Consider the following 18,096-nt stretch of genomic DNA (forward strand, 5'->3'; position numbering starts at 1 on the left):
GGGTTGTGCGGGCGGCGGCCTCGCCAGGTTGCACGGCCGGCGCCATTCATCCAAAATTAGCGGCGGTTTGTTATCCATGCCGGATGACCAGCACAGCACGAAACGGCTTCTCCCGGCACATCAACCTGGGGATCAGGACACGGATCACCGCGGCTCTCGCGCTCGCCTCGGCGGGAACGGCGGTCTTCGTCCTGCTCGGCGCGATGTGGATCATCTCAGGCATCGTCGATCGCGCCGATGAGCGCGAATTGCGCAGCCACTACGACGCGCTGCAGTCGAGGCTCGGCCAGGAGGCCCGCCGGGCCGCCGCGATGAGCGCCGTCGTCGCGACCATCCCCGCGGTTCAGGAGGCGATGGCGCGCGACGACCGCGACGCCTTGATGGGATTGTTCGGCGCCGGATTTGCAGCCCTGAAATCCGACTATGGCGTCGACCAGTTCCAGTTTCACACGCCGCCGGCGATATCCTATCTGCGCGTCCATCAGCCGAAGAAATTCGGCGACGACCTCTCGGGTTTCCGCAAGACGGTTGTCGCGGCCAATCAGGCGCGCAAGCCGATCGTTGGTCTCGAAGGCGGCGTCGCCGGGCTCGGTATCCGCGGCGTCGTTCCGGTCGCGCTGACCGGCAAGCATCTCGGCTCCGTGGAGTTCGGGCTAACCTTCGGCCAGCCGTTCTTTGACGAGTTCAAGCGCACCCGCGGCACCGATGTCGCGTTCCACCTTTCGGCCGACAGCGATTTCAAGCTGTTCGGCGGGACGCTGGACGGCCGAAGCTTCTTCGATCCGGCCGACTATCGCAGCGCCCGCGACGGCGGCTTCGTCATCCACCAGGGCAAGCTTGGCACGACGCCGGTTGCCGCGTTGCTCGCTCCGATCAAGGATTTTTCCGGCAACTCCATCGGCGCCGTCGAAATCGTGATGGACAACAGCGAATATGTGACCTCGCTCGATCGCGCGCGCCAGCTCGCCATCGGCATGGCGTTGCTCGGGATCTCCATCGCGGCCGCCGCCGGATTGCTGATCGCCCGCGGCATTTCACGCCCGATTCTTTCGATCACGGCGGCGATGCGCGACCTCGCACATGGCAAGCTGGAATTCGAATTGCCCGCCCATCAGCACCAAGGCGAGGTTGGCGAAATGGCGCGGGCGGTGGCTGTGTTCAAGGACAATGCCGTCCGCATGCAACGAATGCAGGCGGACCAGGCGGAAGCCAAGGCCCAATCCGAGCAGGAAAAGCGCCGCGCCTTCACGGCGCTGGCCGACAGCTTTGAGGCGAGCGTGCGCGGCGTGGTCGAGCGCGTGTCGGCGGCGGCAACCGAAATGCAGGCGACGGCGCAGTCGATGTCCGCCATCGTCGAGCAATCGCGGCAACAGACGCTCACGGTTTCCACCGCATCCGCGCAGGCTTCCGACAACGTCCAGACCGTCGCTGCAGCGGCCGAAGAATTGTCGTCGTCGATGGGCGAAATCGGCCGGCGGCTGACGCATGCCTCCAGCGTGGTCGGCAAGGCCGCGAATGACGGCCAGCAGTCGAACAACCGTGTGCAAAGCCTCGCCGCCGCCGCGCAGAAAATTGGAGAGGTGGTGTCACTGATTAACCAGATCGCCAGCCAGACCAACCTGCTGGCGCTGAATGCGACCATCGAGGCCGCGCGCGCCGGCGAAGCCGGCCGCGGCTTCGCGGTGGTTGCAAGCGAAGTGAAAACACTGGCGACGCAGACCGCCAGGGCGACCGAGGAAATCCGCGCCCAGATCGCGGCGGTCCAGGGCGAAACCACCGCCGCCGTCGACGGCATCCAGTCGATCTGCACCACGATTCGGGAGGTCGACGAAATTTCTGCGGCGATTGCCGCGGCCGTCGAACAGCAGGGCTCGGCGACGCAGGAAATCGCGCGCAACGTGCAGCAGGCCGCCGCCCGCACCGGCGAGGTCTCGCGCAACATTTCCGGCGTGACGACCGGCATCGGCGCCACCGGCGATGCCGCGCAGGAAGTGCTCAGCTCCGCGGGCGAACTGGCGGAGCAATCGAGCAAGCTGCGCAGCGAGGTCGACCGTTTTCTCGCCCACATCAGGGCGGCGTGAGGCTGGGGCGCGTCGCTAGGTAACGTGCTCTATCGTCGTCCCTGCGAACGCAGGGACCCATAACCACCAGCGTTTGTTGTTACGAAGGCAACTGGCCCCGGCGCCAAATCGAGAGGCCGCGGCGTATGGGTCCCTGCGTTCGCAGGGACGACGTTGAGCTTATTTCGCCGCCCCGACCATCACATCGAGTGCGCCCTTGACGATCGCCTCCAATTCCGCGCGCGGCGTCCGGGCGCGGGCGCGGATGGCGAGGGTGTGGATGGTGGCGGAGGCGAGCTGGGCCAGCACGGCCGGATCGGCGCTTTCGGGCAACTCACCGTTCGCCTTGGCCAGCCGGAAACAGGCCGCAAAGGCCTTGTCGAGTTCGGTGAAGCCTTCCATCACCATGGCGCGGATATCAGGGTCATGTACCGCCTCGGAGGCTGCGGTCATCACCGTGAAGCAGCCGCGCGGACCGGATTCGCCGGACAGATAGATGTCGAGCGCCACCGCATAGATCCGCTCCAGCCGCTTTCGGATCGGCAGCTCGCCGCGGAAGATGTCGCCCATCGCCGCCCGGGCGTCGTCGCGATAGCGGCGGTAGCTCTTGATGAACAGCTCGCGCTTGTCGCCGAACGCGCCGTAAAGGCTTGGCCGGTTCATGCCGGTGGCGGCAGAGAGATCGTCCAGCGAGGTCGCGGCGAAACCATCCTTGCGAAACAGATCGAGCGCCTTGCCGAGCGCGACGTCCGGCTGATAGGCGCGCGGCCGGCCGCGGCGCTTGGGCGCCACGGGATCGTCGATCCTCGCCACAGGCGGCTTTTTATTTTTTTGTACCATTTCGCAATAAATTCCTTGACCGCATTTATATTATGCGGAACAGTATAAAAATCAACCCCGCCCGCCCCAAGTGCCGGCCCGGTTGATCAACCGCCAAGGAGGCAAACCATGGATCTTTATTTCTCGCCGCTCGCCTGCTCGCTGGCGACACGGATTGCGCTGTATGAAGCCGGCGCCGAGGCCAACTATCTCGAGGTCGATCCCAAGACCAAGGTCGTGCAGAAGGACGGCTCGGATTTCCGCAGCGTCAATCCGCTGGGGCTGGTGCCGACGCTGCGCACCGACGACGGGACGGTACTGACGGAAAACGCGGCGATCCTGCAATATGTCGCCGATCGTTTTCCGGGCGCCGGCATTTCGGCTGCATCTGCGGAGGAGCGCAGCCGCCTGCATCAATGGCTCTGCTTCATCGGCACCGAATTGCACAAGGCGCTGTTTGTGCCGCTGCTCGACAAGACGGCGCCGCAGGATGCCAAGTCCTATGCGTTGACCAAGAACCTGTCGCGGCTCGACTATCTCGAAAACTACCTGAAGGGCCGCGAATTCCTGCTCGATCATTTCAGCGTCGCCGATGCCTATCTCGTCACCATCATCAACTGGACGATGGCGACGCCGCCGATCGAACTGGTGAAATGGCCAAACGTGAAGGTCTATTACGAGCGGCTGCGCGCGCGGCCGAGCATCGCGAAGGCGGTCGCCGAGGAGTTCGAGATGTACAAGGCCGAACTCGCCCGGCACAAGGCAGCGGCGTAAGGCGTTAATCTCTCACCACGTCGTCCGCGCCTTGTGCGCAATTGCGCACTTGGCGCGGGGACCCATAACCACCAGCGTTTCACTGGGGCAATCGTCGCTCACCGTGAACAACTCGAAAGGCCACGGCGTATGGGTCCCTGCTTTCGCAGGGACGACGTCGATCTCACCGAGCGTCACTCCGGCGGCGCGAGCAACCGCGCCGTCAGACCGCTCAATGCCCGGCGAAAGATTCCGGCGTCGTTGCGTCCCCGCGCCAGCACCAAGGCGCCCTGAATGGTCAACAGCGCATCCTCCGCTCGCCGCTGCGCCTGGCCCTTGCTCAATCCGGATCGCCGCAGCAGTGATGCCAGCGCGGCCTGCCAGCGCGCAAAATAATCGTCGACGCTTGTGGCAAACGTGTCGCGCGCCGCGCCGATCGCGACCATGCCGACCAGACAGACGCGATCGCCGGAATGAAAATACCGGTCGACGCCCGCGATCATCGCGGCGATCGCGCGCTCGGGATCGGAGGCCTCGCGCAATGGCGCATAGATGTTGAGCTCGAACCAGGCGTCGATGTCGGCCAGCACCTCGGCGGCCATTTGCTCCTTGCCGCCGGGGAATAGGTGATAGAGGCTGCCCTTGCCGAGCCCGGTGGCCTCGGTGATCAGCGTCAGCGAAGCCCCCTCATAGCCATGCGCGCGAAACACCTCGCCGAGCGCGCGCAACACTTGCCTGCGCTCGACGCCCTTCTTCAGCATGGCGTCACAGCGGGTTCTCGCTTAAGCCCGCGACATCGGCCGGGCGCGGCCCCGGCGCCGGCCAGTGGAAGCGCCGCTCGCTCTCCTTGATGGCGATATCGTTGATGCTGGCCTCGCGCCGCCGCATCAGGCCGTGCTCGTCGAACTCCCACTGCTCGTTGCCGTAGGAGCGATGCCACTGCCCGGCATCGTCGTGCCATTCATACTGAAAGCGCACGGCGATGCGGTTCTGATCGAACGCCCAGAGATCCTTGATCAGGCGATAGTCGTTCTCCTTCGCCCATTTGCGGGTGAGGAATTCGACGATCGCATCGCGTCCTTCAAGGAATTCGGAGCGGTTGCGCCAGCGGCTGTCCTCGGTATAGGCGAGCGACACCTTGACCGGATCGCGCGAATTCCAGGCGTCTTCCGCCATGCGCGCCTTCTGGGCGGCGGTTTCGCGGGTGAAGGGCGGCAGCGGCGGACGCGACATGAGGTTTCTCCGGATTGGCGACCCGGACATTGTACCGATCGGTACAGAGAGTCAAGCCGGCGGATCAATCCGGGGCCAGATCGGCCTTCATCAATAGCCGCAGCGATTTCGGGATCGGCTTTGCCCGGCCCCCGCTGATGAAGGCGACGCGCACGGCGGCCTTGACCAGCACCTCGTCACCTCGCCGCACTTCCTGCGCCAGCGTGATCGAGGCGCCCTTCACTGCGACCGGCCACGTCACCACATCGAGCACGTCGTCCATGCGCGCGGGGCGCAGAAAATCGAGCTCCATCGAGCGCACCACGAAGGCAAAGCCGGGCGATTCCTCTTGCGCCTGCTCAAACAGCGCGTGCTGCGACGCGCCCATCAGGCGCAGATGGTTGGTGCGCCCGCGTTCCATGAAGCGCAGGTAATTGGCATGATAGACGATGCCGGAGAAATCGGTGTCCTCGTAGTAGACGCGGACCTGCATGTGATGGCGGCCGTCGCGGATCTCGCCGTCGAGATTCGCTGTCGGGCTCATGGCGTCAAAACCATCGGAATAGACAGAAATTCTGCAACCGCATTAAGGCGTTTATCCTTCGACCACAGCAAGGTTTCGGGTGTCAAACTTACCGCTGCAAGGAGGTGGATGTCGATGTATCCAATCCACGTCCGGCCAGCGAGAAATTGGAGATGAAGCGTAACGCCTCGTCGTGAGACGCTACCGCGGTGACCGGCAATGAGTTCAGCATCAGCAATATTTCATCGCGATTTCGAAGATTGCCGACGGCAAGTTCACCCGCAACGAATGGATGCATGTAGACCTTGCGCGCGTCGAGAAGCTCTGCCAGACGGGCATCCTGCCGGCGGAAGTGATCGACCCAGATCGAGGTATCGACCAGAATCAACGAGGACGCCGGCGCGGAATCGGGCGCAATTGCGGCTCGGTGCCGCCAAGCCGTGCCAATCGGCGAGCAGCTTCGCGCTCAATCAGCGCCTTCAGCGCTTCCCGAACAAGGGCAGATTTTTCATGTACGTCGGTCAACTGCTCAGCCTTGGCAAGCAATTCGTCGTCGATCGCAATCGTTGTTCGCATCGAAGCCATCTCCTCTGCATCAAATATAGCATCAATTGATGCAGATTTCTATGCCGCAGACGGAGCAACCTGCGCGATAGCTGGCCGGTTTGCCTCCAGCGTTACCAGCACGATTTCCGGCGGCACCCCGAGACGGAACGGCACGATGCTGCAGCCGAGGCCGCCGGAGACGACGACGTCGCAGTTCATCTTGATGTGGCCATAGGCGAGCTGCTGCCCGGACGGCGAGATCGGCGACCAGCCCAGCATCCGCACCTGGCCGCCATGGGTATGCCCGGAGAGTTGCAGCGCGACGCGCGAGGGCACGCGCCGGGCGATGTCCGGCTCATGCGCCATCAGAACGACGGGGGCATCGTCGGTGATCTTCGCCAGCGTGGCGCCGAGATCGTCGACGCCGATGCGCTTGAGCGGCCTGAAGCGGCGCGCCGGGATGTAGGCGAGCTGGTCGCCGAGGCCGGCCAGCCAGAACGAATGGCCGTTCTTGCTGAGTTTCCTGGCGTCGTTTTCGTACACCGGGATGCCGGCGGCTTCCAGCGCGCGGCCGGCGGACGGCAATCCCTGCCCTTCCCGCTGCACGGTCTTGTCTTCCCACCAGTCGTGATTGCCAAGCACCGCATGCACGCCGAGCGGCGCCTTCAATCCGGCGAGCACCGCCGCCCATTCGGCGTCGGGAATGAGCCGCGTCACCTTGCGATGTCCGGCCACATAGTCGCCGAGCATGACGACGATGTCAGGCTTGAGCGCGTTGGTGCGTTCGACGATCTCCTGGATATGTTCGAGCGACATCCAGGGATCGCAGGCATGGAGGTCGGCGATGGCGGCGATCCTGAGCTTGAGACCTGCCGGCCATTGCGGCGGAGAAAGGTGGTAGCGCGCGACGCGAAGCCGGACGACCGGGGCGCTGAATCCGTAAGCGGTGGTCGAGACGCCCAGCGCGCCCACTCCACCCATGGCTCTCAGAAAATGACGGCGTGTTAACATGTGATCCAATCGTGATGCAGCGCAAACATGGTGGCGGATTGAGCCTGAATTGCGGTGGGTTTGTGCAGATCGTCAGCAGAGCTCCAGCAGCTTCTCACCAGCGGTTCTGCCCTACCAGCGCATCCAGCCGCGCCTTCAGTTCATCGGGCGCACGATAATACCAGACGCCGCCGAGGAGATCATGGAAACGCTTGTCGGCGGCCGCTTCGCGCTCGATGCGGTCGATGGTCTCCATGCTGATGACGTCCTCGAGCGGACCGGCAGCGAGCAGCGACAGCATCACCGGGTTGGTCTCGATCTTCAATATCTCGACGATGAGGTCGATCGCCTTGTCGGGATCCTCCTCGCGCAGCTCGCGCTCGCAATCCATCATCGCGAAGAAATTGTCGTCGCGGTCGCGCTCGGATTTCGAGTATTGCTCGACCCAGGCGCGCGCCAGTTCCGCCACCGACATGGCCGCGCAATCAAGCGGGTGTTTTGGCGTCCGGCGCGCGAGATCGTCGGCCCGCGCCAGCCCCTGCTGTCGGCAATCGCCTCGATGCGCCGCTTGAATGGCTCATCGGGTCCGAAGTGCATCCCGCCCAGCAGCCAGCGCAGCCCGGCGTTCTGCTTCGCCTCAGTTTCGATCCGGCCGATCACGGCGGCGCCGTGCGCAAAGAGCAGCGACAGCATGAACTTGTCGTTGAGCTGCATCACCGTCGGCTTGTCGGGCTCAGAGCGCAACACCTCCAGCGCAAGATCGAGCGCGCGGTCCGGCCGCTTGTGCGGCAGATGATCGAAATAAAGGAATGCCGACCAGGTAGCGCTCGTCCGGTCGCGCCGGCTCAGGCGCTGCACCGCGCCCCATATCGAGGCGAGTTCTGATATCGGCATGGCGTCGAGCAAGACTTCAGTATCGTCGGGCGTCGCCAGTTCCGGCGCCGCCGCGATGAGGGCGAGCATGTCAGCGTCTTCGGTCGAACCCATATTTATTGCACTCCACGGCAAGCAGACCCGGCGCAGAAGCGCGCCTGGCATTTGCCCCTTAGTGCATCGCCGCCAGGATCGGGTTCGAAGCGATCAATCGTCGCTGTCGCCGTTGCCGAACAATCCGAACTGCGCCGGATCGCGCGCGGGTTCGGCGAGGCCGAGATGGCGGAAGGCGTGCGAGGTCAGAAGCCGGCCGCGCGGCGTGCGCTGCAAATAGCCGCACTGGATCAGGAATGGTTCGATGATGTCCTCGATGGCGTCGCGCGGCTCCGACAGCGCCGCCGCCATGGTCTCGACGCCGACCGGGCCGCCGCCGTAGTTCAGCGCGATCGTCGTCAGATAGCGCCGGTCCATGGCATCGAGGCCTGCGGCATCGACCTCCAGCGCGCTCAGCGCGTGGTCGGCGATGGCGCGGTCGACGGAGCTTGCGCCCGCCGCGGATGCAAAGTCGCGCACCCGGCGCAACAGGCGGCCGGCGATACGCGGCGTGCCGCGGGCGCGGCGCGCGATCTCGTTGGCGCCGTCGGGCGTCATGCCGATGTTAAGCACGCGGGCGCCGCGGGTGACGATCTTCTCCAGCTCTTCCTCGGTGTAGAAATTCAAGCGCACCGGAATGCCAAAACGGTCGCGCAGCGGATTGGTCAAGAGGCCTGCGCGCGTGGTGGCGCCGACCAGCGTGAATTTTGCGAGATCGATCTTGACCGAACGCGCCGCTGGACCCTCGCCGATGATCAGGTCGAGCTGAAAGTCCTCCATCGCGGGATAGAGCACTTCCTCGACCGCGGGGCTGAGGCGATGAATTTCGTCGATGAAAAGCACATCGCGTTCTTCGAGATTGGTCAGCAGCGCCGCAAGGTCGCCGGCCTTCGCGATGACGGGCCCGGAAGTGGCGCGAAAGCCGACGCCGAGTTCGCGCGCGACAATCTGCGCCAGCGTGGTCTTGCCGAGGCCGGGAGGGCCTACGAACAGCACGTGATCCAGCGCTTCGTTACGCTTGCGCGCCGCCTCGATGAAGATCGAGAGATTCTTGCGCGCCTGCGCCTGCCCGACGAACTCGGACAGCAATTGCGGACGCAGCGCGGTGTCGCCGACATCGTCGGAACGGCGCTCGGGGGTAACGACGCGGGAGGGCGGGTTCACTCGCTGCCCCGCTTGTACTTGTTGGGCAGGAGTTCGCCGATGCTCACGACTTTCGGCGCACGGCCGTTGTCGGGGACGATGACCCGCGCGTTGGCGTCATAGTCGTGGATCAGTTCGCGGCAGATGCCGCAGGGCGAGACCACCGCGATCTTGCCGGGCTCACCGGGCTTGGGGTGACGCACGGCGACGATGGTTTCGATGCCGTGGTCGCCGTTTTCGGTGATAGCGCGGCCGATGGCGATCGCTTCGGCGCAGACCGCGATCCGACCGATATAGGCGTCGATGTTCACGCCGGTGACGATACGGCCGTCGCGGGTGCGCATGGCGGCGCCGACCTCCTGCCAGTCGTCGCGATAGCGCCGGCTGATGGCTTCGGTGGCGACGGCGATCAGCTCCTCGTCCTTGTTGTTCAGCATGGTGGGGAATGCGTTCCTTCGTCAGTCAGGGGCCAGCCAACGGCAGTCTATTTCGACAATTCCTTCAGGCCTAGCCGGATCAGTTGCGCGTTCTCGGTATTCTCGCCGGCTCAGCGCTGTGTCGCCGACATCGTCGGAACGGCGCTCGGGGCCAACGATGCGGGAGGGCGGGTTCATGACGTCCTCGCGAGCTGCCGCGTTAAACACCAGCAAATGATCGATGCAATCAGCGACGCGAAAAGCAGGAGTTCAAGACTGCTCATGGTCTTATCTGCGAGCTCCCGCAAGAAGAAAGGATTCACAATGACCATTTCGATCAGGACTGCAGCAAGCGCAGCTGCCGCGATGGGCACCAATATTGAATAGTGACGAAAGCTCAGGGCTGCGACTGCATGCATAATTCCCGCCAGCAGTGCTGACGGCACGCACAACAAATAAGCGTAAATCACCGCCGCGGCGAGCCAGCCAAGCATCGCCGGTCCGCTGTCAAACTTGACCCACCACACTACGATGCCACAAATCGGCGGCCAAATGAGCAAGAAGATCGCAACAATAAAAACAAAGCGCCAAAGCGCTGACAGCGAGCCATCTTTGCCGAGAAAGAACGCCGTTCCGCTCACTTTGCGAGCTCCTTCAGCCCTAACCGAATAAGCTGCGCCGTTTCTGCATTCTCACCGGCGCTGCGCGAAGCCGCGGCGATGGCAGCCGCCGCCTGCGGCTGGCCGTAGCCCAGATTGACCAGCGCGGAGATGGCATCACTAACCGGGCGCGGCGCGCGGTGGTCGTCGATGGCGCCGGCGAGATGCACCACCGCTGGATCGACATTGGCAAACGCCGGCGCCTTGTCCTTCAATTCAGAGACGATGCGTTCGGCGACTTTCGGGCCGACGCCGGGCGTGCGCGATACCGCCGCCTTGTCGCGCAGCGCAATCGCATTGGCAAGCTCGGCCGGCTGCAGCGTCGAAAGCACGGCGAGCGCGACTTTCGCGCCGACGCCCTGCACGGTCTGCAGCAGGCGAAACCATTCGCGCTCGGTATCGGTGCGGAAGCCGAACAGCTTTATTTGATCCTCGCGCACGTAAGTCTCGATCGACAGCACCGCGGCCTCACCGGGCGACGGCAGCGCCTGCAGCGTGCGCGAGGAGCAATGCACCTGATAGCCGACGCCGCCGACGTCGAGGATCACGTAGTCCTCGCCGTAGGAATCGATCAGACCTTTGAGCTTGCCGATCATGATGGTGACCCGCAGACGGTAGAGATCTCGTCATGGCCGGGCTTGTCCCGGCCATCCACGTCTTCGGCACCGACGAGAAAAGACGTGGATGCCCGGCACAAGGCCGGGCATGACGGCTTGGATTGGTATCGATCGATCATAGGCTCGCTACCCTTAGCCGCAGCGCGGCGCCCTGGCGGTGATGGGCATGCGTGATGGCAATCGCCAGCGCGTCGGCGGCGTCGGCGGATTTCGGCTCGGCCTTCGGCAGCAATATTTTCAGCATCACCGCGATCTGGTTCTTGTCGGCATGTCCCGCGCCGACCACGGTCTTCTTGACCTGGTTGGGCGCATATTCCGCAACCGATATGCCGAACATCGCGGGCGCCAGCATGGCGACGCCGCGCGCCTGGCCGAGTTTCAGCGTGGCGACGCCGTCCTTGTTGACAAAGGTCTGTTCGACCGCGGCTTCCGCCGGCCTGAGATCGCCGAGCACTGAGGCGAGCCCCTCATGGATCGCGAGCAGGCGGCCGGCCAGCGGCAGATCGTCGGGCGGCTCCACCGAGCCGCAGCCGATGAAGACGAGCCGGTTGCCCTCGGTCTCGATCACGCCCCAGCCGGTGCGGCGCAGGCCGGGGTCGATGCCGATGATCCGGACGGGTTGGCGAATCGGTGGGAGTGTCATGGCGTACTGATAACGCCAGAGCCGGGTGAACGAAACATAAAGAGAACGGAAATCCCCTGCCTCGAGGTCTTCACCCTGCTCGCTCGTCATCCCCGCGAAGGCGGGGATCCAGTACGCCGAGGCCTCTCGGACCAAGCGCAGGTCTGTGGAATACTGGATCGCCCGGTCAAGCCGTGCGACGACAGCGGAGTATGGGGCCCTACCCGCCCATCTTGGCGACCAGCGCGTCGGAAATCTCGAAATTGGCGTAGACGTTCTGGACGTCGTCGTGCTCGTTCAACAGGTCCATCAGCTTCAACAGCTTCTCGCCGGTCTCGTCGTCGACCGCGATCGTGTTCTGCGGCTTCCAGGTCAGCGCCGCCTTGCGGGCTTCGCCGAATTTCGCTTCCAGCGCCTTCGCAACCTCGCGAAAGGTTTCCTGCGAGGCGTAGATCTCGTGGCCGCTTTCGCTTGATACCACGTCGTCGGCGCCGGCCTCGATCGCCGCATCCAGCATCGCGTCGTCGGAGGCTTTGCTGGCGTCATATTCGATGATGCCGGTGCGGTCGAACATGAAGGCGACGGAGCCGGTTTCGCCGAGATTGCCGCCGGACTTGGCGAAGAAGGAGCGGATGTCGGAGGCGGCGCGGTTGCGGTTGTCCGTCAGCGCCTCGACGATCACGGCGACGCCGCCGGGGCCATAACCCTCGTAGCGGATTTCGTCGTAGCTCTCGCTGTCGCCGCCGGTCGCCTTCTTGATGGCACGCTCGATATTGTCCTTCGGCATGTTCTCCTGGCGCGCAGCGATCACGGCCGCGCGCAGCCGCGGATTCATGGCCGGGTCCGGGGTCCCCAATTTGGCCGCCACCGTGATTTCCCGCGCCAGCTTGCCGAACAGTTTCGACTTCTGGGCATCCTGCTTGCCCTTGCGGTGCATGATGTTCTTGAACTGGGAATGGCCGGCCATGCAGGGTCTCTTGGATTCGTCCGGGAGGGATGCGGGGTGAAAGCGCGGCCTTATAGGCCGGCAATCGGGCAAAATCAAAGATTTGCGGCCGATTCGGCTACTAAAGTAGCGCCCGCCTCCGGGAAAAACAGGCAGTTGTTAACCATGACTTCATGCTCGGATGAGAGGATTTCGCCCGCGTCCTCAACTTTTAAGAGACTCTATGGCCTTCGGTTTGTTCAAAAAGCGGGTGCCGGAACCTGCCTTGCCTGCCGTCCAGCCCAAGGTTCAGGCGGTCGCCGCCGCGGCTGAGGCCGTTTCCAGCGACGGCGATTCGGCCAAGGCGATCCTGGAGCTTCTGGAACTCGAACTTGGCGCGATGATCCGCCAGCTCGAGCGCGCGGCCAATTCGGTCGCCGGCGGCGCCGAGGCGACCGCCGCGACGCTCTCCACCATCCGCCAGCGCACCAATGCCCTGACCGGCCGCACCAGCGAAGCCCAGGGCACGGCGGCGACCTTTTCGCAGGCCGCCGACAAGTTCACCCAATCGGCGCAGGGCATCGGTTCCCAGGTGCGCGACGCCGGCAAGCTTGCCGACCAGGCCAGCGACGCCGCCCGCGAGGCCAGCACCAATGTCGACCGCCTGCGGGAATCATCGGCGGCGATCGGCAATGTCGTCAATTTGATCGCGCAGATCGCGCGGCAGACCACGCTGCTGGCGCTCAATTCCACCATCGAGGCCGCACGCGCCGGCGAGGCCGGGCGCGGTTTCGCCGTGGTCGCCACCGAGGTGAAGGCGCTCGCGGTGCAGACCCAGAACGCGACTGAAGAGATCACCAAGAAGATCGAGGCGCTGCAGCGCGACGCCGCGGGCTCGGTCGACGCCGTGCATCGCATCTCGCAGGCGATCGAAGCGATCCGCCCGGTATTCGAGAACGTCAATGGCGCGGTTGCCGAACAGAACGCGACGACCGGCGAAATGGCTGACAACGCGGCTTCCGCTTCCAGCTTCATCGGCTCGGTCGGCGATAGCGCAACCGAGATCGACAGCGCGACCAAGGAAGCCGAGGCGCACGGCGAAAGCGTCGCCAAGGCTGGACGCGCCGTCACGACGTTTGCGCAGAAGCTCAAGTCGCGTTGCGCCGTGCTGCTGAGGCAGGGAGAGAAAGAAGGCGACCGCCAGGACCGCCGCAAGGACGAAAGGCTACCCTGCAGCCTCAAGATCGAAATTGCCGCCCCGCGCGGGGTGATATCGGCACCCGTCTACGAAATTTCCATGGGTGGCATTCTGGTCAGCGGGGCAGACGCGGAAGCGCTGGCGCAGGGCCAGAGCTTCAACGCGACGCTGCAGGATATCGGCGCCTGCCGGATTCGCATCGTCCAGCGGTCGAAGGCCGGCACGCACGCGCAGTTCGAAAGGCCGGATACGGCGCTGATCGAGAAGATCGAAGACAAAATATGGTCGATCCAGGACGACAATACCGAAGCGATCACCCGCGCGATGGAAGCTGCCGCGGCGCTGAAGAAGATCTTCGAGAATGGCATCGACAGCGGCGCCATCACGATCGAGGACATGTTCGAGACCAACTATATAGAGATCGCGGGCAGCAATCCGGTGCAGTACCGCACCAAAATCCTGGACTGGGCCGACCGCGCGCTGCCGCCGTTCCAGGAAGCGTTCCTCGCCAAGGACAAGCGGATGGCGTTCTGCGCCATGATCGACACCAACGGCTATCTGCCTGTTCATAACAAGATCTATTCGCACCCGCAGCGGCCGGGCGACGTCACCTGGAACACCGCCAACAGCCGCAACCGCCGCATCTTCAACGATGCGGCCGGCCTTGCCGCCGGGCGCAACCAGCGCGCCTATCTGATCCAGAGCTACGCCCGCGACATGGGCAACGGCAACACCGTGATGATGCGCGAGATCGACGTGCCGATCCGCGTCAAAGGCCGACACTGGGGCGGGTTCCGTACGGCCTACCGGCTCTAGTGCGCTCTCAGGCAAGACGCCAAGGCGCGAATCACGCTCTAGACTTGGAATTGGAATGCGATTCGCCGCGGTGAGCCGATCGGCTCAGACTGGAGAAAGCTCGAACATGTCCGTTGTGCAGCGTGCAGTCCTGGACACTCAATCCAACCAGACACTGGCCGAACGACTCATTGACCAGCTTGCCAACCGCATCGGCGGGCTCGGCGTCGAGCTTGCCGATATCGCCGGCAACGTCCAGGAGGTCGCGAGCCGCGTCGCGAACCAGTCGGAGCGGTTCCACCACTTACAGAAGACGGCCGAAACGATGGTCTCGGCCAACCGCGACATCGCCAATGCATCGCAGGCGGTGCAATCGACCACGTCCGCAGCCGTCGTAGAGATCGTTCAGTCGCGCAGCGCGGTGGATACGGCCGTCAAGCACATCGCCGAACTCGTCGAAGCGGTCGGCCGCATCGAGGCAAGGCTCAGCGCCGTCGGCTCGGCCCTGTCGCAGGTTGCAAAAGTTTCCGGCTCGATCGAGGCGATTGCGAAGCAGACCAACCTGCTGGCGCTCAATGCCACGATCGAGGCGGCGCGCGCCGGAACCGCCGGCCGCGGCTTTGCCGTCGTCGCGAGCGAAGTGAAGAGCCTGGCGGAGGGGACTCGCCAGGCCACCCAGCAGATTTCCGATACCATGCGCGATCTCGACGGCCAGATCGGCAGCCTGATCGGCGAGAGCAGCGACGCCTCACTCCGCGCCAAGAGCGCCGGTGAAGGCGCACAGCAGATCAGCGGCATCATCGCGCGCGTGCACCAGGGCGTCGCGTCCGTAGGCCAGGAGATCGACGGCGTCGCCAGGGCCGCGACGTCCAATCTCGGCCATTGCGACACTGTTATCACCGAGCTCAGCGAACTCGCCAAGGGCGTCGACCTCTCCTCGCGCGATCTCAAGCACGCGGACGACCGGGTGACAAAGCTGCTCGAGACATCCGAAGACCTGATCGCGCTGATCGCCGACAGCGGCGTCGAGACCTTGGACGCACCGCTGATCCGCGTCGTCGTCGACACCGCGAAGCACATCTCGGCCGAGTTCGAGGCCGCGATCGACCGCGGCGAGATCACGCTCGACCAGCTCATGGACGAGAAGTATCGGGAAATCCCCGGCACCGATCCCAAGCAGTATCTCACCAATTACGTCGCCTTCACCGACCGCGTCCTGCCTTCCATCCAGGATCCAATCCAGAAAAGCGATCCGCGCATCGCGTTCTGCGTCGCCTGGGCCAAAGGCGGTTATCTGCCGACCCACAATCCGAACTACCGCCTGCCGCAGGGCAAGGACCCGGTCTGGAACAACGCCAATTGCCGCAACCGCCGCCTGTTCAACGACCGCGCGGTGAAGAAGGTGGCGGCGAACACAAAACCGTTCCTGCTGCAGACCTACCGGCGCGACATGGGCGGCGGCAATTTCGTGCTGATGAAGGACCTGTCGTCACCGATCTTCATCCGCGGCCGCCACTGGGGCGCATTCCGGATAGGCTTTCGGCAGAGCTAGCTACCGGTAGATTGTGGCACCGGAAGACGGGTCATGTCTTGCGTGACGCGGACGCGTACATGTCGCGCGTTCCGCCTGCGGCTCGGCCAGCAAATCCCGAGCGCTAGCGCAGGCTCGCCGGCAGTTCGAACCCCTGATACTCGCGCGTCAGCAACGCCTTCAGCGCCGGCATGTTCGGCGCCGCATCCTTGGCCGGCATCGGGTCATTATCCGCCTTGACGAAGTCCGGCGGCGTACCCGGCAGCTTATAGAGATTGAAATTGGTTCGCCTGATCGCGAAGTCGGCCTGCAGATAGCCATCGCTCATCATCAGGCCGGCGGGCGCGACATAGAATCCATCCTCGCGAAACGGGCCGAGGATCGAGAACGTGGTCGATCCTTTCCTGACGTCGCGGCGCTCGCTTGAGAGCCTGACCAGTTCGGTCTGCTCGCCGTTAACCGTTACGTAGACGCGGCGCAACGGCAGTTCGGCCGCGTCCTGGGTGACCACGCTGACCAGCACCAGCACGTACTTGCCGATGTCCCGATATTCCTCGACGTTCGACGGCCAGCAGAAATCGATCGACGATCCACGCGCTGCGCCTTTTGGCGCCTGCCCTTTGGTTCGCACCGCGGCCTTCTCGAGCCGCTCTGTCATCTCAGCAGGCGTCACCTCGCCTTGCGAGACCGGCCGCTGGTTGAGCGTCTGGGCGTCGACCGCGGTAGATAGGAAAAAAGCCAGCGCAACAGTCAACAGCCAGCGCATCGACATTCTCTCCACGTTCGTACTCGTCAGACCCAGAATCCCGGCACGGCCGGCTCGAGCCTGCCGCCGGCCCGCACCGGCGCAACACGCAGCGCAAGGCCGGTGGCATCATCGGTCTCGACCGCAACGCCGCTGAGGGTCGCCACACCGGCCGCCGGTTCGAAGCGCCCTGAGGGAATGCCCGTTGTGAAGCGCCGCAGCGGCTCTTCCTTCTGCATGCCGATGATGGAATCATAGTCGCCGGTCATGCCGGCATCGGTCATGTAGGCGGTGCCGCCGTTGAGGATCTGATGATCGGCGGTCGGCACATGGGTGTGGGTGCCGACGACGAGGCTGGCGCGGCCGTCGCAGAAGAAACCGATGCCCTGTTTCTCGCTCGACGCCTCGCCGTGGAAGTCGACCACGATCGCGTCAGCCGCCTCGCGCAGCGGGCAGGCCTCGAGTTCGCGATTGAGAACCTGGAAGGGATCGTCGTACGGCGTCATGAAGACGCGGCCGATGGCGTTGATAACAAGCGCGCGCTTGCCGTTCTTGGTATCGACCAGCGCCGCGCCGCGGCCCGGCGTCCCCTTTGGATAATTGGCGGGACGGACCAGCTTCGGCGCGCGCTCGATGAACACCAGCGCCTCGCGCTGGTCCCAGGCGTGATTGCCAAGCGTGATGGCATCCGCTCCCGCATCGAGGAATTCCTGATAGATCGTCTCGGTGATGCCAAAGCCGCCGGCGGAATTCTCGCCATTGACGACGACGAGATCGAGGGCCCAGTCTCTGACCATGCCGGGCAGATATTCTGCGATCGCGGCGCGGCCTGCCCGGCCGACCACGTCGCCAACGAAGAGAATGCGCAAAGTTCAGCTCCGGAAATCGAACACTTTCTTTTCCGTTAGCACATAATCCAGCGCCACGTCGTGCGGCAGCGCGGGAACGGCTTTTATTTCCTGCAGCGAGAAGGCGGTGCCGACCGCCGTGATGGCTTTCACCTTGCGCAAATGGGCGAGCGTATAGTCGTAATGTCCGGCGCCATAGCCGATGCGGTGGCCCTCGCGGTCGAACGCCGCCAGCGGCACCAGCATGATATCGGGAATGAGCTCTTCCGCCGCCGGCGACGGCTCGAGGATGCCGAGCGGCCCCATCATCAGCCGGTTGTCTGGCGACCAGGCGCGAAACGCCAGCGATTTTCCGCGCGCCATCACCGCCGGCAGCGCCAGCTTCGCGCCCTGTTCGGCGAGCTTGCGCATCAAGGGCGCGGGATCGATCTCGCTGCGGATTGGCGAATAGCCTGACACGACCATGCCGGGAAGAATCGCGAACGGCACGCCGTGCTTGGCCATCGCCTGCGCTGCGGCGGCGCGCTGCTCGTCGCTCAACGCATCGCGCTTTGCGAGCGCGGCGGCACGGAAGTCGGCTTTCGACAGGGTTGCCGTCATGCAGTATCTTTCCGCTGTCATCACCCCGCCTTGTGCGCAATTGCGCACTGGAGCGGGTGATCCAGTATTCCAGAGACTTCAGTGATTCAACCGAGACGCCGCGGCGTACCGGATACCCCGCATTCGCG

At 64.2% G+C, this 18,096-nt stretch carries 21 protein-coding genes and 1 pseudogene; 4 read left to right on the plus strand and 18 right to left on the minus strand.

Annotation, left to right across the window (positions count from 1 at the left end; all coding sequences use genetic code 11):
• The first annotated feature begins 83 nt into the window (after positions 1 to 83).
• A complete protein-coding gene (locus V1293_RS18615; RefSeq protein WP_334511314.1) occupies positions 84 to 2,081 on the plus strand; it encodes a methyl-accepting chemotaxis protein in 1,998 nt (665 codons plus the stop codon).
• A 159-nt stretch (positions 2,082 to 2,240) separates the two neighbouring features.
• Here V1293_RS18615 and V1293_RS18620 read toward each other — a convergent pair whose 3' ends face one another.
• Positions 2,241 to 2,900, minus strand: coding sequence for a TetR/AcrR family transcriptional regulator (locus V1293_RS18620; RefSeq protein WP_334511315.1), 660 nt, complete (start codon positions 2,898 to 2,900; stop codon positions 2,241 to 2,243).
• A 108-nt stretch (positions 2,901 to 3,008) separates the two neighbouring features.
• On the opposite strand from V1293_RS18620, the gene V1293_RS18625 reads away from it, so the two are divergent.
• Positions 3,009 to 3,653, plus strand: coding sequence for a glutathione binding-like protein (locus V1293_RS18625; protein ID WP_334511316.1), 645 nt, complete (start codon positions 3,009 to 3,011; stop codon positions 3,651 to 3,653).
• Between the two features lie 173 nt (positions 3,654 to 3,826).
• On the opposite strand, the gene V1293_RS18630 is transcribed toward V1293_RS18625, so the two are convergent.
• From V1293_RS18630 to V1293_RS18695, 14 genes are all read right to left on the minus strand, one after another.
• Positions 3,827 to 4,393, minus strand: a complete 567-nt coding sequence (locus V1293_RS18630; protein WP_334511317.1) for a TetR/AcrR family transcriptional regulator — start codon at positions 4,391 to 4,393, stop codon at positions 3,827 to 3,829.
• 4 nt (positions 4,394 to 4,397) lie between these two features.
• Entirely contained in the window at positions 4,398 to 4,865 is a 468-nt protein-coding gene (locus V1293_RS18635) for a nuclear transport factor 2 family protein (protein ID WP_334511318.1), read from the minus strand.
• 64 nt (positions 4,866 to 4,929) lie between these two features.
• Positions 4,930 to 5,388, minus strand: coding sequence for a tol-pal system-associated acyl-CoA thioesterase (ybgC, locus tag V1293_RS18640; protein ID WP_334511319.1), 459 nt, complete (start codon positions 5,386 to 5,388; stop codon positions 4,930 to 4,932).
• Between the two features lie 88 nt (positions 5,389 to 5,476).
• Complete coding sequence (locus V1293_RS18645) at positions 5,477 to 5,755, minus strand: type II toxin-antitoxin system VapC family toxin (RefSeq protein WP_334511320.1); 279 nt, start codon at positions 5,753 to 5,755, stop codon at positions 5,477 to 5,479.
• Positions 5,752 to 5,943 carry a type II toxin-antitoxin system VapB family antitoxin gene (locus V1293_RS18650; RefSeq protein ID WP_334516786.1) on the minus strand — a complete coding sequence of 64 codons (192 nt, stop codon included), beginning with the start codon at positions 5,941 to 5,943 and terminating at the stop codon, positions 5,752 to 5,754. Before V1293_RS18650 ends, V1293_RS18645 begins: the two co-directional genes overlap by 4 nt.
• Positions 5,944 to 5,991: 48 nt before the next feature.
• Positions 5,992 to 6,924 carry a metallophosphoesterase gene (locus V1293_RS18655; protein ID WP_334511321.1) on the minus strand — a complete coding sequence of 311 codons (933 nt, stop codon included), beginning with the start codon at positions 6,922 to 6,924 and terminating at the stop codon, positions 5,992 to 5,994.
• 94 nt (positions 6,925 to 7,018) lie between these two features.
• Positions 7,019 to 7,378: a DUF6869 domain-containing protein gene (locus tag V1293_RS18660; protein ID WP_334511322.1), complete on the minus strand. Its 360-nt coding sequence runs from the start codon at positions 7,376 to 7,378 to the stop codon at positions 7,019 to 7,021.
• The gene (locus tag V1293_RS18665) at positions 7,294 to 7,890 is read right to left on the minus strand and encodes a DUF6869 domain-containing protein (RefSeq protein ID WP_334511323.1); all 597 of its coding nucleotides are present in this window, start codon (positions 7,888 to 7,890) and stop codon (positions 7,294 to 7,296) included. Before V1293_RS18665 ends, V1293_RS18660 begins: the two co-directional genes overlap by 85 nt.
• A 93-nt stretch (positions 7,891 to 7,983) precedes the next feature.
• Positions 7,984 to 9,033 carry a Holliday junction branch migration DNA helicase RuvB gene (gene ruvB / locus V1293_RS18670; RefSeq protein ID WP_334511324.1) on the minus strand — a complete coding sequence of 350 codons (1,050 nt, stop codon included), beginning with the start codon at positions 9,031 to 9,033 and terminating at the stop codon, positions 7,984 to 7,986.
• Entirely contained in the window at positions 9,030 to 9,449 is a 420-nt protein-coding gene (locus V1293_RS18675) for a cytidine deaminase (RefSeq protein WP_334511325.1), read from the minus strand. Before V1293_RS18675 ends, ruvB begins: the two co-directional genes overlap by 4 nt.
• Before the next feature lie 173 nt (positions 9,450 to 9,622).
• Positions 9,623 to 10,069: a hypothetical protein gene (locus tag V1293_RS18680; protein ID WP_334511326.1), complete on the minus strand. Its 447-nt coding sequence runs from the start codon at positions 10,067 to 10,069 to the stop codon at positions 9,623 to 9,625.
• A complete protein-coding gene (gene ruvA / locus V1293_RS18685) occupies positions 10,066 to 10,683 on the minus strand; it encodes a Holliday junction branch migration protein RuvA (protein ID WP_334511327.1) in 618 nt (205 codons plus the stop codon). The genes V1293_RS18680 and ruvA overlap by 4 nt, the downstream gene beginning before the upstream one ends.
• A gap of 136 nt (positions 10,684 to 10,819) precedes the next feature.
• Complete coding sequence (ruvC, locus tag V1293_RS18690; RefSeq protein ID WP_334511328.1) at positions 10,820 to 11,347, minus strand: crossover junction endodeoxyribonuclease RuvC; 528 nt, start codon at positions 11,345 to 11,347, stop codon at positions 10,820 to 10,822.
• Positions 11,348 to 11,546: 199 nt separating this feature from the next.
• Entirely contained in the window at positions 11,547 to 12,293 is a 747-nt protein-coding gene (locus tag V1293_RS18695) for a YebC/PmpR family DNA-binding transcriptional regulator (RefSeq protein ID WP_247783264.1), read from the minus strand.
• Positions 12,294 to 12,495: 202 nt separating this feature from the next.
• Between V1293_RS18695 and V1293_RS18700 the strand changes: the two genes are divergently transcribed.
• Entirely contained in the window at positions 12,496 to 14,265 is a 1,770-nt protein-coding gene (locus V1293_RS18700; protein ID WP_334511329.1) for a methyl-accepting chemotaxis protein, read from the plus strand.
• A gap of 106 nt (positions 14,266 to 14,371) precedes the next feature.
• On the plus strand, positions 14,372 to 15,796 hold the full coding sequence (locus tag V1293_RS18705; protein ID WP_334511330.1) for a methyl-accepting chemotaxis protein: 1,425 nt from the start codon (positions 14,372 to 14,374) through the stop codon (positions 15,794 to 15,796).
• Between the two features lie 103 nt (positions 15,797 to 15,899).
• Here V1293_RS18705 and V1293_RS18710 read toward each other — a convergent pair whose 3' ends face one another.
• The 3 genes and pseudogenes from V1293_RS18710 to V1293_RS18720 form a co-directional block, all read right to left on the minus strand.
• On the minus strand, positions 15,900 to 16,541 hold the full coding sequence (locus V1293_RS18710; RefSeq protein WP_334511331.1) for a hypothetical protein: 642 nt from the start codon (positions 16,539 to 16,541) through the stop codon (positions 15,900 to 15,902).
• A gap of 26 nt (positions 16,542 to 16,567) precedes the next feature.
• The gene (locus V1293_RS18715; RefSeq protein WP_334511332.1) at positions 16,568 to 17,389 is read right to left on the minus strand and encodes a TIGR00282 family metallophosphoesterase; all 822 of its coding nucleotides are present in this window, start codon (positions 17,387 to 17,389) and stop codon (positions 16,568 to 16,570) included.
• Positions 17,373 to 17,968: pseudogene (locus V1293_RS18720) on the minus strand (5-formyltetrahydrofolate cyclo-ligase); the annotation flags it as partial. The pseudogene V1293_RS18720 and the gene V1293_RS18715, both read right to left, overlap by 17 nt.
• Positions 17,969 to 18,096 lie beyond the last annotated feature (128 nt).

Source organism: Bradyrhizobium sp. AZCC 1693 (assembly GCF_036924745.1).
Classification (GTDB): domain Bacteria; phylum Pseudomonadota; class Alphaproteobacteria; order Rhizobiales; family Xanthobacteraceae; genus Bradyrhizobium.